Here is a 15416-nt window from a genome sequence, read left to right on the forward strand (position 1 = left end):
CGTCACCGTCGTGCCCGAGGCGACGCCGGATCCGCGCGCGTCGGCCGACGCGGTCACCGCGCTGCACGACGCCGCCGCCACCAGCACCATCGCGGTGGGTGCCGCCTACGCGGACGACGCGTCGCTCGAGGGCCGGATCCGCACCGCGGCCACGGGCGACCAGCTGCCGGGCGGCGGCCAGCTCGTGCTGCCGGGCAAGCGCTACGTCGCCCTCTACGGCGCCGCGGGCACGGGCGCGCTCGGGGTGCTCGGCGAGCAGGGCCCCACGGACGCCGTGGCGCGCGCGAAGGCCCAGGCCGCCGAGTACCAGCCCTACTCCGACGAGCCCGTGATCCCCATGTTCGAGCTCATCGCCACGGTCGCCGCGGGCGCGGCGGGCGACGACGGCGACTACTCCTCCGAGGTGCCCGTCGAGACGCTGCAGCCGTGGATCGACGCGGCGAGGGACGCGGGCGTCTACGTCGTCATCGACCTGCAGCCCGGCCGCACCGACTTCCTCACCCAGGCCAAGCGCTACGAGTCCGTGCTCGCGCAGCCGGGCGTGGGCCTCGCGCTCGATCCCGAGTGGCGGCTCGGCCCCGACCAGGTGCCGCTGAAGCAGATCGGCAGCGTGTCGGCCGCCGAGGTCGACGCCACCACCGACTGGCTCGCCGGCGTCGTCCGCGACCGCGGCCTCCCGCAGAAGATGCTCGTGCTGCACCAGTTCCGGCTCAGCATGATCCAGGACCGCGCATCGCTCGACATGGGCCACCCGGAGCTCGCGATGCTCGTGCACGCGGACGGGCAGGGCGGCCAGCCCGACAAGCAGGCCACGTGGCGCGCCCTGCACGCCGACGCGCCCGCGGGGATGGCCTGGGGCTGGAAGAACTTCATCGACGAGGACAAGCCGATGCTGACCCCCGAGCAGACCATGCGCGAGGTCTCGCCCGTGCCCGACCTCATCACCTACCAGTAGCGGCGACGGCCGCGGGCGTCAGGACCCGGTGACGACGCCCGCGTCCACGTGCCAGTGCCGGTCGAGCCGCACGGCGTCGAGCATCCGCCGGTCGTGCGTGACGAGCAGGAGCGTGCCGTCGTAGCTGTCGAGCGCCTGCTCGAGCTGCTCGATGGCGGGCAGGTCGAGGTGGTTGGTCGGCTCGTCGAGCACCAGCAGGTTCACGCCGCGCGCCTGCAGCAGCGCGAGACCCGCGCGCGTCCGCTCGCCGGGCGAGAGGCCGTCGACGGGACGCGTGACGTGGTCGGCGCGCAGGCCGAACTTCGCGAGGAGCGTGCGGACCTCGGCGGGCGACAGATCCGGGACCTGCTCCGCGAAAGACTCGGCGAGGGGCAGCTCGCCGCGGAGCGACGCGCGCGCCTGGTCGATCTCCCCCACCTGCACGCTGCGGCCGGGCGACGCGTCGCCCGTGTCCGGCACGATGCGGCCGAGGATCAGCCCGAGCAGCGTGGACTTCCCGGCGCCGTTCGGTCCGGTGATCCCGATGCGGTCGCCGCCCTCGACCTGGAGCGACACGGGACCGAGGGTGAAGCCGCCGCGCGTGACGGTCGCCTCCCGCAGGGTCGCGACCACGGCGCTCGACCGCGGCGCCTGCCCGATCGTGAAGGCCAGCTCCCACTCCTTGCGCGGCTCCTCGACCTCCTCGAGGCGCGCGATGCGGCTCTCCATCTGGCGGACCTTCTGGCCCTGCTTCTCGCTGGACTCGGCCGCGGCCTTGCGGCGGATCTTGTCGTTGTCGGGCGACTTGCGCATCGCGTTGCGGACGCCCTGCGACGACCACTCGCGCTGCGTGCGGGCCCGGGACACGAGGTCCGCCTTCGTGTCCGCGAACTGCTCGTACGCCTCGCGCGCGTGGCGGCGCGCGACCTGGCGTTCCTCGAGGAACGCGTCGTAGCCGCCCTCGTACACGCGGACGCTGTCCTGCGCGAGATCCAGCTCGACCACGGTCGTGACGCAGCGGGCGAGGAACTCGCGATCGTGCGACACGAGGACGACGCCGCCGCGGAGGCCGCGCACGAACGACTCGAGCCGGGCGAGGCCGTCGAGGTCGAGGTCGTTGGTGGGCTCGTCGAGGAGCACGATGTCGAAGCGGCTGAGCAGCAGCGCGGCCAGGGCCACGCGCGCGGCCTGGCCGCCGGAGAGGCCGGCGGTCGGCAGCTCGGGATCGAGGTTGAGGCCCAGCTCCGCGAGGGTGACCGGGAGGCGCTCGTCGAGGTCGGCCGCGCCGCTCGCCATCCAGCGGTCGAGGGCGGTGCCGTACGCGTCGTCGGCGCCGGGCGCGCCCTCGCCGAGCGCGACGGCCGTGCGGTCCAGCTCCGCGGACGCCTCGGCGCAGCCCGTGCGGCGGGCGACGTAGCCCGCGACGGTCTCCCCGGGGATGCGCTCGTGCTCCTGGGGCAGCCAGCCGATGAACGCGTCGGCGGGAGAGAGGATCACGCGCCCGTCCTGCGGCGCGTCGACCCCGGCGAGCAACCGCAGCAGCGTGCTCTTGCCGGCGCCGTTCGCGCCGACGAGGCCCACGACGTCCCCGGGCGCGACCGTGAGGTCGAGCCCGGAGAACAGCGTGCGGTGGCCGTGGCCGCCCGAGAGGCGCTGGGCGACGAGGGTGGCGGTCACGACGCCTGCGCACGCTCCAGCACGAGCTCGCGGACACGGGCCGCGTCCGCCTGGCCGCGCATGGCCTTCATCACGGCGCCGATGACGGCACCGGCGGCCTGCACCTTGCCGTCGCGGATCTTCGCGAGCACGTCGGGCTGCGCCTGCAGCGCCTCGTCGATGGCCGCGATGAGCGGGCCGTCGTCGGAGACCACGGCGAGCCCGCGGGCGTCCACGACCTCCTGCGCGGTGCCCTCGCCGTCGATGACGCCCTCGATCACGTCGCGCGCGAGTCGGTTCGTCAGCGTTCCGGCCTCGACCAGCTCGATGACCGACGCAACCTGCTCGGCGGTGATGAGCGTCGCGGCGTCCACGCCGCGCGCGTTGGCGATGCGGGCGATCTCGCCCGTCCACCACTTGCGCGCCGCCTGCGGTGCTGCCCCGGCCTCGACGGTGTCGACCAGCTCGGTGAGGAGACCGGAGTTCACGACGTCCTGGAACTCGAGGTCGGTGAAGCCCCACTCGGCCTTCAGCCGGCGGCGGCGGATCGCGGGCGACTCGGGCAGGGCCACCCGCAGCTCCTCGATCAGCTCGGCGCTCGGCTGCACGGGCAGCAGGTCGGGCTCCGGGAAGTAGCGGTAGTCGTCGGCGTCGCTCTTCGGGCGGCCGGCCGAGGTGCGGCCGGTGTCCTCGTGCCAGTGCCGCGTCTCCTGCGTGATGGTGCCGCCGGCGGCGAGGATGGCCGCCTGGCGCTGGATCTCGTAGCGGATGGCGCGCTCGACCGAGCGGAGCGAGTTGACGTTCTTCGTCTCCGTGCGGGTGCCGAGCTTCCCGGATCCGCGCGGCGAGAGGGAGATGTTCGCGTCGCAGCGGAGGTTGCCGCGCTCCATCTTCGCGTCGGAGATGCCGAGCGCCACGACGATGTCGCGGATGGTCGACATGTACGCCTTCGCGAGCTCGGGGGCCTCGCCCTCCGCGCCGTAGATGATGTCGGTGACGATCTCCACGAGCGGCACGCCCGCCCGGTTGTAGTCGACGAGCGAGTGGTCGGCACCCTGGATCCGGCCCGTCGCGCCGCCCACGTGCGTGAGCTTCCCGGCGTCCTCCTCCATGTGCGCGCGCTCGATCGGCACCGTCACGATGCGGCCGTCGGGCATCTCCACCTCGACGGATCCGCGGAACGCGATGGGCTCGTCGAACTGGCTGATCTGGTAGTTCTTCGCGAGGTCCGGGTAGAAGTAGTTCTTCCGGGCGAAGCGGGAGCTCGGCGCGATCTCGCAGCCGAGCGCGAGGCCCAGGCTGATCGAGTGCTTCACCGCCTGCTCGTTCACCACCGGCAGGGATCCCGGGAGACCCAGGTCGACCGGCGTGATGTTGGTGTTGGGCTCGCCGCCGAAGAAGTTCGGGGCGTCGGAGAACATCTTCGTGCGCGTGTTGAGCTCCACGTGCACCTCGAACCCGAGCACGGGCTCGAACATCTCGATGGCCTCGTCGTAGTCCATCAGCTCTGCCTTGGCCATCAGTGCGTGTCTCCGTCCAGGGTGGTGCGCGTCGCGGCGCGCGCGAGCTCGGGGGCCTGGGCGAGCAGCGGCCCGCCCCACTGCCGCTCGAGGATCCCCTCGAGCGCCGCGCCGACCGTGTAGAGGCGCGCGTCCTCGCGGGCCGGCGCCATGAACTGGATCCCGACGGGCAGGCCGTCCTCGGGCGCGAGCCCGATAGGGAGGCCGATGCCGGGGACGCCCGCGAGGTTCGCGGGGATCGTGGTGAGGTCGTTGAGGTACATGGCCAGCGGGTCGTCGAGCTTCTCGCCCAGCTTGAACGCCGTCGTGGGCGCGGACGGGGTGACGAGCACGTCGACCTGCTGGAACGCGGCGTCGAAGTCGCGCTGGATGAGCGTGCGGACCTTCTGCGCGCTGCCGTAGTACGCGTCGTAGTAGCCGGCGCTCAGCGCGTAGGTGCCGAGGATGATGCGGCGCTTGACCTCGGGGCCGAAGCCGGCCTCGCGGGTCGCGGCCATGACGTCCTCGACCGTGCCGCCGCCGGGCGGGTTCACGCGGAGGCCGAAGCGCACCGAGTCGAACTTGGCGAGGTTGCTCGACGCCTCCGCGGGGAGGATCAGGTAGTACGCGGCGATGGCGTGCTCGAAGTTCGGGGCGGAGACTCCGACGATCTCGGCGCCCGCCTGCTCGAGGAGCGCGAGCGCCTCGCGGAAGCGCTGCGTGACGCCGGCTTGGAAGCCCTCGCCGTCGAGCTGCTTCACGACGCCGATGCGGAGGCCCTTCACGGATCCCTCGCGCTGTCCGGCGCGCGCGGCCTCGGCGAACGAGGGCCACTGGTCGGTGAGCGAGGTGGAGTCGCGCGGGTCGTGCCCGCCGATGACGTCGTGCACGAGCGCCGAGTCGAGCACCGTCCGGGAGACGGGGCCGACCTGGTCGAGGCTGGAGGCGAGCGCGATGGCGCCGTAGCGGCTGACGCCGCCGTAGGTGGGCTTGACGCCGACCGAGCCGGTGACGGCGGCGGGCTGGCGGATGGATCCGCCCGTGTCGGAGCCGAGCGCGACGGGCGCCTCGAACGCGGCGACCGCGGCCGCGGATCCGCCGCCCGAGCCGCCGGGGATGCGGTTGAGGTCCCACGGGTTGTGCGTGGCGCCGAACGCGGAGTGCTCGGTGGAGGATCCCATCGCGAACTCGTCCATGTTGGTCTTGCCGAGCGGCACGAGGCCCGCGGCACGGAGGCGCTGCACGACGGTGGCGTCGTACGGCGGGGTCCAGCCCTCGAGCATGCGGGAGCCCGCGGTGGACGGCATGTCGATCGTGCAGAGCACGTCCTTGATGGCGATGGGCACGCCCGCGAGCGGGCCGAGCGGAGCGCCGTCGGCGCGCTGCGCGTCGATCTCGGCGGCGCGCCCGAGCGCGAGTTCCCCGGAGACGTGCAGGAACGCGTGGACGTCGCCGTCGACGTGGTCGATGCGGTCGAGGTGGGCGCGCACGGCGTCGACGCTCGACACGTCGCGGGATGCGAGGCGGTCGGCGAGGTCGGCGGCGCTGAGGCGCGTGAGGTCGTCGGTCATGGTGCTCCTACTGCTCTTCGCCGAGGATCGCCGACACCTTGAAGCGGGATCCGTCGTGCTCGGGTGCGCCCGCGAGGGCCTGCGCGGTGGTGAGGGTCTCCCCCGGCACGTCGGGCCGGTAGACGTTGACGAGCGGGATCGGGTGGCTCGTGGCGGGGACGTCGGGCCCCGCGACCGCCGTCACCTTCGCGACCGACTCGACGATGAGGCCGAGCTCGGTCGTGAGCGTGTCGATCTCCTCGGGGCTCAGGCGGATGCGCGCCAGGCCGGCGAGGTGCTCCACCTGCTCCCGGCTGATCTGCTCCGTGGGGGTCGGCGACCCCGTGGTCGGCGCCTGGGGGGTCTCGTCCCCGCTGGTCGCGTCGGCGGGCTCGGGCCGGGTGTCGGGCATGCGTCTCCAAAGGACTGTGTGCGGGGGTACCGGGAGATTCTATTAGCGTGACCCCATGCCCACCGCCGCCCGGATCCCCGCCCGCCGCCGATCCCGGCGCCCCCGCGGGGCCGCGGCCGCCGCCCTCGCCGCCCTGGCCCTCGTGCCGCTGGCCGGATGCGCGCCCGTGAGCGACGTGCGCGGCAACTGGCACCTCGTCCAGGGGTCCGACTCCGCGGGCGACCTCGGCGTCGGCGGCACGCTGATCACGATGCGCGTCGGCGGCGGCGAGGTCAGCGGACGCGGCCCCTGCAACGACTACTCCGGCCGCATGGCCGAGAAGGGCGACGGCATGCTCTCCGCGGTCGTCCCCGGAGGGCTCCCGTGCGAGGACGGCGGCCTGGAGGCGCGGTACTTCCAGGACCTCGCCCGGGTGTCGTCGCTGGAGGTGGACGACGGGCATCGCCACGGGCCCGGACGACGTGCGGCTGGAGTACGCCGAGCGCAGCCGCGGCTGACCGCGGCCGGGCCTCGACATGGCCGGGCCTCGCCACGGCCGTCGCCGGCCCGCCGCCCGTCCGGCGCGCTGCGCTGCCCGGCCACCTGGCCGTCGTCGCGACTACCTGCCGCTCGCGTCCGCGACGAGGTCGTGCGCGACCGGGCGGCCGATGCCGATGAGCGCGAGGTTGCGGAAGGACTCCGTGCCGCGGTCGAAGTAGCTGTTGTGCCCGGCGACGCCCGCGAGCGATCCGTCGGCCGAGACGCCCCCGGCCGCGCCCGTGCCGGCGACCCCGAAGTGCTCGGCGCCGAACGACGCGCTGCCTGGGTCCGAGCCGAAGTACGACGAGCCGACCACCGGATCCCACGGTGCCTCCCCCACGAACACGCGGCCGGCGGGCACGTCCAGCTCCCCGGCGTCGCGCACGGCGCCGCCCGGGGAACCCACCATGGCCAGCGCGTCGACGGAGGCCCGACCGCTGGAGAGCGCGAGGAGCGCCGCGGTCGACCCGTAGGAGTGCGCGATGACGGAGAGGTACGGCGGGTCGTCGCGGCGCAGGCCCTGGATCCCCTGGATGGCGTCCTCGAGGTACTGCGCGCCCTCGTAGGCGAGGTCGAGGGATCCGACGCCCAGGAGGTCGGGCGTGCGGTAGCCGATCCAGGAGATGGTGGCGACGCCGCCGTCGGCCGCGGCCGGGCCGAGCAATGTCGTCTGCTGCTGCTGGAGCCGTGCGGCGACGTCCGTCCAGTCGACCAGGCGGTCGGACACGGAGTAGAACATGCCGGGCACCACGATGGAGACGTACGCCGCCGTGTCGAGGTCGCCCATCACGACGCCTGCCCGTCCCGGCCACGTCGTGTCGAGCGTCAGCAGCGACCGCGCGGGGCCTCCCGCCGCAGGCTCCAGCGCCCGCCGCACCTCGGCGAGCATGGCGAGGTCGGCCCCGAGCGCCTGCTGCGCGCCGCGCCCCGACGTGGTCGAGGCGCTGGCGTGGAGCTCGCGCTCGCGCTGGTCGAGGAGGCGGCGGTTGGCGGCGTCGCGCTCGACCAGGGGGATCCCCTCCAGGTTGCCGACGAGCTCGGGCATCCCCTCGGTGAGGTCCCGGCGCTCCTCCTGCGCGAGGCCCGACCACCATGCGGCGACGCTCGAGACGGACGGCGGACGGCGGACGAGCTCGCGGATCGTGGCGGGGATCGCGCGGGCGAGCCGCCGGAGCTCCGGGACGTCGAGCGCGGGCAGCGCGCCCAGCAGCGCGACGGGAGCCGTGTCGCGGAGCGTCCGGTCGGAGACGTCCTGGTCGCGGAGCTGCTGGACCACGCGCGCCGGGCTCGGCAGGTGCGCGCCCGTGGTCGGATCCGCCGCGTCCGGCCCGGCGAGGACGGCGGGCGGCGGGGGCGCGACACGGGCCGTGGTCGCGGGTGCCAGGAACCCCACGACCAGCCCGCAGGCGACGGCCGAGGCGGTGAGCAGCGCGCGCACGCGAGTCGTCACGGTTCGAGATCCCCCAGAATCCGGCGTGGCACGGCCGGCGCCGGGGTGAGGCGCGCCCGCGCCGACGCGTGCCTTCATCGTATCGACGCGGAGTGGCGGGCGGGAGGCCCGATCAGGGGGTCTCTGCGGGTCCGTCCGGCTCGGCGTGGACCGCGGTTCCCGCCTCGACGTCCGTCGGGGGCGCGGCAGCCGCGGCGGCGGGCGCCTTCCGCTTCCGGGCGCGCTTCGGCTTCGCCTCGGCGGTGGCGGCCTCAGCGGCCCCAGCGGTCGCGGCGGTCGCGTCCTCGGCCGACCCGCCGTCCGGTGCGGTCTCCGCCGCGTCCGGCACCGGATCCGCCTCGGGCAGCGCGATGGCGTCGGGCCCCTGCTCCACGAGCAGGCGGAACTCGGCGGCGTCGATGATGCGCACGCCGAGCGCCTCCGCCTTGCCGAGCTTGGAGCCGGCGCCGGGACCGGCCGCGACGTAGTGGGTCTTCTTGCTGACGCTGGATCCGGCCTTGCCGCCGGCGGCCATGATCGCCTCGAGCGCGCCCTCGCGGGTGTAGCCCTCCAGGGATCCCGTGGCCACGACCGCGAGCCCGGCGAGCACGCCGCCCGCGGCCGCCGCGGCACCCGGACCCGGATGGCCGGGCACCGCCGTGACGACGCCCGCCTTCTCCCAGCGCGCGACGATCTCGCGGTGCCAGTCGACCTCGAACCAGTCGAGCAGCGCGTCGGCGATGATGCCGCCCACGCCGTCGACCGCCGCGAGCTCCTCGCGGCTGGCGGCGCGGATCACGTCGAGCGAGCCGAACCAGCCCGCCAGGGCGCGTGCCGCGACCGGGCCGACGTGCCGGATGCTGAGGGCGACGAGGATTCGCCAGAGGTCCTGGGTCTTCGCCTTCTCGAGGTTCTCGAGCAGCACCTCGGCGGACTTCGAGGGCACGGAGGCCTCGTCGCCCCACGGCTCGGCGGGATCGAACGCGCCGTCGCGCTTCAGCACCCGCTTGCGGCGGAACGGCGTGACGCGCTTGGCCTCGCCCGTCTTCTCGTCGACCTTCACCATGCCGGTCTCGGCGTCGCGCACGACCACCGTGATGGGCACGAGGTCGGCCATCGTGAGCTCGAAGAGGCCCGCCTCGGTCTCGAGCGGAGGATCCTCCGGCTCGAGCGGCTGCGTGAGGGCGGCAGCGGCGACCTCGCCGAGGCCCTCGATGTCGAGAGCGCCGCGCGAGGCGACGTGCTCGACGCGGCCGCGGACCTGCGCCGGGCAGCTGCGCGCGTTCGGGCAGCGGAGGTCGATGTCCCCCTCCTTGGCGGGCTTGAGCGGCGTCTGGCACTCGGGGCAGAGCGTGGGCATGACGAACTCGTGCTCCTTCCCCGTGCGGAGCTCGACGACCGGGCCGAGCACCTCGGGGATGACGTCGCCGGCCTTGCGCAGCACGACCGTGTCGCCGATGAGCACGCCCTTGGCCTTCACGACCTGCTGGTTGTGCAGCGTGGCCTGGCGCACCTCGGATCCGGCGACCTCGACCTTCTCCATGACCGCGAAGGGCGTGGCCCGGCCGGTGCGGCCGACGCTGACGACGATGTCGAGGAGCGTCGTGTTGACCTCCTCGGGCGGGTACTTGTAGGCGGTGGCCCAACGGGGTGCGCGGCTGGTGGCCCCGAGCTCCTCGTGCAATCCCAGGTCGTCGACCTTGACGACGATGCCGTCGATCTGGTGCTCGACCGCGGCGCGATCCGCCCCCTGGCGTCGCACGAACCCCGCGACCTCGGCGATGTCGTCGAACACGCGGAAGTGCGTGGAGATGGGCAGGCCCCACGCCTCCAGCAAGCCGTAGACCTCGGACTGCGCGGACACGTGCGCGTCGCGCTCGAGCTCGCGGACGGGCCACGCGCCGATGCCGTGCACGAGCATGCGGAGGCGGCGGATGCGCGCGTGCATGAGCTCGAGCCGCGCGGGGCTCTTGCCCTCCTCCTTCTGCCGGAGCGACCCGGCGGCGGCGTTGCGCGGGTTCGCGAAGACGCGCTCTCCGACCTCCAGCTGCCGGGCGTTCAGCTCGTCGAACTCGGCGACGGGGAAGAATATCTCGCCGCGCACCTCGACGAGCGGCGGGTGCCCGGATCCGGCGAGCCGCTCGGGGACCGTGCCCATGGTGAGGACGTTCTGCGTGACGTCCTCGCCGACGACGCCGTCGCCGCGCGTGGCCGCCGTGACGAGCACGCCGTGCTCGTAGCGGAGGTTGATGGCGAGCCCGTCGATCTTGAGCTCGGAGAGGTAGCGGACACGGCCCCTGCCGGCGTCGCGCTCCACCTTCGCGGCCCACTCGGCCAGCTCCTCCTCGCTGAACACGTTGTCGAGGCTGAGCATGCGCTCGGCGTGCGTGACGGGCGCGAAGAGCGTGGTCTCGGCGCGGCCGCCGACCGTCTGCGTGGGGCTGTCCTGGCTGCGGAGCGTCGGATGCGCGTCCTCGATCGCGCGCAGCTCCCGCTCGAGCGCGTCGTACTCGGCGTCGGAGACGGTGCCGCCGGTCTCCCCGTAGTACGCGTCGCGGTGGCGCTCGATCTCGGCACGCAGCTCGTCGACCCGGGCGCTCGCGGCCTCGAGGTCGGCGGGGGTGGTGGCGGGGACGGCGGCGTCGGCCGCGTCGGATCCGGTCGTCGTGTCGCTCACGCGCCGCTCACTCCCCTGCCGTCGCGCCGACGAGGGCGGCGGCGGCCGGGGCGGCGTCGGCCGGGCCCGCGTCGCGCACGGGCGGCCGGGCATCGGCGACGGCGCTCACGGTGCGGTCGATGGTGACCTGGCCGAGCACGCGCGTGCCGGCGTAGACGACGGCGGTCTGGCCGGGGGCGACGCCGTGCAGGGGGTCTCTCGGGGTGATCACGAGCTGCATGCTGCCATCGACCACCGACACCGCCGCGCGCGCGGGCACGGGGTCGGCGTGGGCGCGGATCTGCACGTCGCAGTCGAACGGCTGGTCCGGCCGCGTGGGCGGCGTCCCGGCCCAGGTGTACGAGGACCCGGCGATCTCGCGGATCGCGAGCGCCTCCTGCGGGCCGACGACGACCGTGTTGTCCTTCGGCCGGATCTCCAGCACGAACCGCGGGCGGCCGTCGGGCGCCGGCGTGCCGATCGCGAGGCCCTTGCGCTGCCCGACCGTGAACGCCGCGGCGCCCTGGTGCGTGCCGATCGCGTTCCCCTCGCCGTCGAGGATGTCGCCGGGCTCAGCCCCCACGCGGTCGGCCAGCCAGCCGCGCGTGTCGCCGTCGGGGATGAAGCAGATGTCGTGGCTGTCGGGCTTCTGGGCGACCTGGATCCCGCGTGCGGCGGCCTCCGCGCGCACCTCGGCCTTGGACGGCGTGGATCCGAGCGGGAAGTACGAGTGCGCGATCTGCTCCGCGGTGAGCACGCCCAGGACGTACGACTGGTCCTTGGCCCACGCGGCCGCGCGGTGCAGCTCGGGCTGCCCGTCGGGTCCCGGGAGCACGTCCGCGTAGTGCCCCGTGCACACCGCGTCGAAGCCGAGGTCGAGCGCCTTCTCCAGGAGCGCGGCGAACTTGATCCGCTCGTTGCAGCGCATGCACGGGTTGGGGGTGCGGCCGGCCTGGTACTCGGCGACGAAGTCGTCGACCACGTCGGCCGCGAAGCGCTCGGAGAAGTCCCAGACGTAGAAGGGGATGCCGAGCAGGTCGGCGGCGCGGCGCGCGTCCATCGAGTCCTCGACGGTGCAGCAGCCGCGGGATCCGGTGCGCAGCGTGCCGGGCATCCGGCTGAGGGCCAGGTGCACGCCCGTCACGTCGTGCCCGGCGTCGACGGCGCGGGCGGCGGCCACGGCGGAGTCGACTCCGCCACTCATCGCTGCGAGGATCTTCACCCGCCGAGCTTACGCGCCGCGCGACCCGCGAGACCCGCCAGGGAGGCCCGCGCGACGGCGTCGGGGAGCGCCGCGAGGAGCGCGTCGACGTCCGCGTCGGTCGTGGTGCGGCCGAGGGTGAAGCGGAGTGCGCCGCGGGCCTCGTCCTCCGGGATCCCCATGCCGAGCAGCACGTGCGAGACCTCGGGCACGCCGGCCTGGCACGCGGATCCCGTGGAGACGGAGACGCCCGCCATGTCGAGGAGGAGCAGGAGCGAGTCGCCCTGGCAGCCGGCGAAGGTGAGGTGGGCGTTGCCGGGGAGGCGGCCGGCGGGATCCGGGTCGCCACGGAGGACGGCCCCCGTCACGTCGCGGAGCGCGGTCGCGACGAGCCGGTCGCGGAGCGCCTGCAGCCGGACGCGCTCGGCGTCGAGCTCGGCGACCGCCAGCGTCACGGCCGTCGCGAAGGCCACCGCGGAGGCCGCGTCCTGCGTGCCCGAGCGCACCTGCCGCTGCTGGCCTCCGCCGTGGATCTGCGGATCCACGGTCGCCTGCCGCGCGAGCACGAGCGCGCCGCTGCCGACGGGCCCGCCGACCTTGTGCGCGGAGACGCTGACGGCGTGGACCCCCGCGTCGCGCCAGCGCCGGAACGGCACCGGCATGTGGCCGAGGGCCGCCACCGCGTCGACGTGCACGGGCACGCCGTGCGATGCGGCGAGCGCCGCGAGCTCCTCGACCGGCTGGATCGTGCCGACCTCGTTGCTCGCGGCGAGGAAGGTGAGCAGGGAGACGGATCCGGGATCCGCGGCGAGCGCGGCGGCGACCGCGTCGACGCGGATGCGCCCGAGGTCGTCGATGGGCAGCCGCTCCACGACGGCGCCGCGTCGCTCGAGCCACTCGACCGTGTCGACCGTGGCGTGGTGCTCGCCGTCGGGCACGAGAATGCGGGTGCGCCGGGGATCCGCCGTGACCTGCGCGCCGTGCAGCCCCTTGATCCCGAGGTTTACCGACTCCGTGCCGCCGGAGGTGAGGACGACCTCGACGGGGTCCGCGTCGAGCGCCCGGGCGATGGCCTCGCGCGCCTCCTCCAGCACGCGCCTCGCCTCCTGGCCGTGCGAGTGGATGGAGGACGGGTTCCCCACGAGGGTGAGCGCGCCGGCGAGCGCGGCGATGGCCTCGGGCCGCATGGGCGTGGTCGCCGCGTGGTCCAGGTAGACCGTCATGCCCCCTACCCTAGGTCGCATGCCGCGCCCCGGACCGCCCGTGCCCCTGGGGCTGACGCTCTCCGACCAGGGCGGCACGCTGCGCCTCGTGAGCCACGGCGCGTCCGCCGTGGAGCTCACCGTCTCGGCCGCCGACGACCCGCGCCGCGTGGCCGAGGTCGTCGCGATGGAGCGGGGCGACGGCGGCGTGTGGACGGGATCCAGCGCCCGGCTCGTCCCCGGCACCGCGTACTCCGTGCGCGTCGACGGCGACCCCGCGCCCGGCGACTCCTTCGACCCGACGCGCCACCTGCTGGACCCCTACGCGCGCGGCCTCGTGCAGGTCGGCCCCGCCGCGTGGCGCTCGGTCGTCACGCGCGAGGTGCCCGCCGAGGAGCGCGCCGCCCGCCGCGCCGCGCGACCCGTCGTGCCCCGCGACCGCCAGGTGCTCTACGAGCTGCACGTGCGTGGCTTCACGAAGACCGACGAGCGGCTGCCCGAGGAGCTGCGCGGCACGTACGCGGGGCTCGGGCACGCCTCCACCGTGGAGCGCTTGGTCGACCTGGGGATCACGACGGTCGAGCTGCTGCCGGTGCACGCCTCCACGAGCGAGGAACGTCTGCGGGCGCAGGGCCGGATCAACCACTGGGGCTACAACACGCTCGCGTACCTCGCGCCGCACGCGCCCTACGCCACCCGCGCCGCACGCGACGCGGGGGCCGACGCGGTCGCGGCCGAGTTCCGCGGCATGGTCGACGCGCTGCACGCCGCGGGGATCCAGGTCGTGCTCGACGTCGTCTACAACCACACCGCCGAGGAGGGCGCCGACGGTCCGGTCACCAGCCTCCGCGGCATCGACGGATCCCGCTACTACCGGCACGCGCCCGACGGCACGCCCATCGACGTGACGGGGTGCGGCAACACGGTCGACCTGTCCCGGCCGGACGCGCAGCGCCTCGTGCTCGACTCGCTGGAGCACTGGTCCGACGTGATGGGCGTCGACGGCTTCCGCTTCGACCTCGCCGTCACCCTCGGGCGCGACGAGCGCGTGGACTTCGACCCGGCGCATCCGCTGCTGCGCGCGATCGTCGAGGACGAGGCGCTCGCGGGCCTGCTGATGATCGCCGAGCCGTGGGACGTGGGCATGGGCGGCTGGCGCACGGGCGGGTTCGGATCCGGCTGGAGCGAGTGGAACGACGGCTACCGCGACGTCGTGCGCGACTTCTGGCTCGCCGACGTGGCCGCGTCCCGGCGCACCGGCGGCGCGCCGAACGGCGTGGGCGCCCTCGCCTCCTGCCTTGCAGGATCCTCGGGCACCTTCGCCGCCGACCGCGGCCCGCTCGCCTCCGTCTCCTTCGTCACGGCGCACGACGGCTTTACGCTCGCCGACCTCACCTCCTACGACCGCAAGCACAACAGCGGCAACGGCGAGTCCAACCGCGACGGCACGGACGCGAACCGCTCGTGGAACCACGGCGTGGAGGGGCCGACGCGCGACGCCCGGATCCTCGCCGCCCGCAGGCGGTCCTCCCGCAACCTCCTCGGCACGCTCCTCGTCTCGGCGGGGATCCCGATGATCACGATGGGCGACGAGCGCGGCCGCTCGCAGCGCGGCAACAACAACGGCTACTGCCTCGACAACGCCGCCACGTGGATGCGCTGGGACGAGGATGCCTGGCGGATGGACCTGGAGGCGACCACGCGCCACCTCATCCGCATCCGGCGGGACAACCCGGCGCTCCGGCCCGTGCGCTACGCGGAGCCCGACGCGACCGTGCCGAGCGCGTCGGTCCTCGCCTGGCGCGACGCGGACGGCGCACCCATGACGGAGGCGGCCTGGGAGTCCGCCGGCACGCGCACGCTGCAGTGGATCAGCACCTCCACCCCCGAGACCGAGGGCCCGAACACGGTGCTCGTCGTCGTCCACGGGCAGGAGACCCGCGCGACGGTGACGCTGCCGGAGCACGACGGCGTGACGCGCTGGCGCCTCCTCTGGTCGAGCGAGTGGGAGCGGCCCGAGGTCGTGTCGATCGACGACGCGCCCGGCGACCGCGTCGAGGTCGACGGGCCGGCCCTGCGGATCTACCTGGCCCGCTGAGCGCGCCCGGGACGCCGTCCCCGCCAGCCGCACCGCGCGCGGCCCGGACGGGGGTCGCGGCGGGTTCGCGCCCGGCAGGGATCGTGTGCTCTGCTGGAGGCACCCGCATGATCCGCCGCGCACCGCCGCGCCCAGAACCACGAGGACGCCGCACATGACCGACGAGTCCCCCGCCCCGCGCGGCGACCGCTCCCCCGACGCAGCGCCCGCCGATGGACCGGCCGCCGGTCCGACCGACCGGCGCCGCACGCTCACCCGCC

The 15416-nt window shown here is 74.6% G+C and carries 9 protein-coding genes and 1 pseudogene; 2 read left to right on the forward strand and 8 right to left on the reverse strand.

The genetic code is table 11. The features are described from left to right. Window positions 1-955, forward strand: a pseudogene (locus HDR73_RS05305) (hypothetical protein); the annotation flags it as partial. Between the two features lie 18 nt (window positions 956-973). Here the strand turns inward: HDR73_RS05305 and HDR73_RS05310 are convergent. The 8 genes from HDR73_RS05310 to HDR73_RS05350 form a co-directional block, all read right to left on the reverse strand. Beyond that, entirely contained in the window at window positions 974-2611 is a 1638-nt protein-coding gene (locus HDR73_RS05310; RefSeq protein ID WP_012298457.1) for an ABC-F family ATP-binding cassette domain-containing protein, read from the reverse strand. Further along, entirely contained in the window at window positions 2608-4110 is a 1503-nt protein-coding gene (gene gatB, locus HDR73_RS05315) for an Asp-tRNA(Asn)/Glu-tRNA(Gln) amidotransferase subunit GatB (protein ID WP_012298456.1), read from the reverse strand. The genes HDR73_RS05310 and gatB overlap by 4 nt, the downstream gene beginning before the upstream one ends. Next, the gene (gatA, locus tag HDR73_RS05320) at window positions 4110-5660 is read right to left on the reverse strand and encodes an Asp-tRNA(Asn)/Glu-tRNA(Gln) amidotransferase subunit GatA (protein ID WP_012298455.1); all 1551 of its coding nucleotides are present in this window, start codon (window positions 5658-5660) and stop codon (window positions 4110-4112) included. Before gatA ends, gatB begins: the two co-directional genes overlap by 1 nt. A gap of 7 nt (window positions 5661-5667) precedes the next feature. Continuing rightward, window positions 5668-6051, reverse strand: a complete 384-nt coding sequence (gene gatC / locus HDR73_RS05325) for an Asp-tRNA(Asn)/Glu-tRNA(Gln) amidotransferase subunit GatC (protein WP_012298454.1) — start codon at window positions 6049-6051, stop codon at window positions 5668-5670. Between the two features lie 598 nt (window positions 6052-6649). Continuing rightward, a complete protein-coding gene (locus HDR73_RS05335) occupies window positions 6650-8020 on the reverse strand; it encodes an alpha/beta hydrolase (protein WP_041464434.1) in 1371 nt (456 codons plus the stop codon). A 112-nt stretch (window positions 8021-8132) separates the two neighbouring features. Continuing rightward, window positions 8133-10676 (reverse strand): NAD-dependent DNA ligase LigA, encoded by a 2544-nt coding sequence (gene ligA / locus HDR73_RS05340; RefSeq protein ID WP_012298452.1) that lies wholly within the window; start codon window positions 10674-10676, stop codon window positions 8133-8135. A gap of 7 nt (window positions 10677-10683) precedes the next feature. Further along, the gene (mnmA, locus tag HDR73_RS05345) at window positions 10684-11877 is read right to left on the reverse strand and encodes a tRNA 2-thiouridine(34) synthase MnmA (RefSeq protein WP_012298451.1); all 1194 of its coding nucleotides are present in this window, start codon (window positions 11875-11877) and stop codon (window positions 10684-10686) included. Continuing rightward, window positions 11874-13079, reverse strand: coding sequence for a cysteine desulfurase family protein (locus HDR73_RS05350; RefSeq protein ID WP_012298450.1), 1206 nt, complete (start codon window positions 13077-13079; stop codon window positions 11874-11876). The genes mnmA and HDR73_RS05350 overlap by 4 nt, the downstream gene beginning before the upstream one ends. A gap of 19 nt (window positions 13080-13098) precedes the next feature. Between HDR73_RS05350 and HDR73_RS05355 the strand changes: the two genes are divergently transcribed. Beyond that, window positions 13099-15156, forward strand: a complete 2058-nt coding sequence (locus tag HDR73_RS05355) for a glycogen debranching protein (protein ID WP_223842733.1) — start codon at window positions 13099-13101, stop codon at window positions 15154-15156. Window positions 15157-15416: the final 260 nt, after the last annotated feature.

Origin of the sequence: Clavibacter sp. (genome assembly GCF_014802555.1) — a bacterium.
In the GTDB taxonomy this organism is placed as follows: domain Bacteria; phylum Actinomycetota; class Actinomycetes; order Actinomycetales; family Microbacteriaceae; genus Clavibacter; species Clavibacter sepedonicus.

Coding starts and splice junctions, on each gene's coding strand:
- gatA (WP_012298455.1), bottom strand. CDS start 5,660: ATGACCGACGACCTCACGCGCCTCAGCGCCGCCGACCTCGCCGACCGC.
- gatC (WP_012298454.1), bottom strand. CDS start 6,051: ATGCCCGACACCCGGCCCGAGCCCGCCGACGCGACCAGCGGGGACGAG.
- gatB (WP_012298456.1), bottom strand. CDS start 4,110: ATGGCCAAGGCAGAGCTGATGGACTACGACGAGGCCATCGAGATGTTC.
- HDR73_RS05355 (WP_223842733.1), top strand. CDS start 13,099: ATGCCGCGCCCCGGACCGCCCGTGCCCCTGGGGCTGACGCTCTCCGAC.
- HDR73_RS05350 (WP_012298450.1), bottom strand. CDS start 13,079: ATGACGGTCTACCTGGACCACGCGGCGACCACGCCCATGCGGCCCGAG.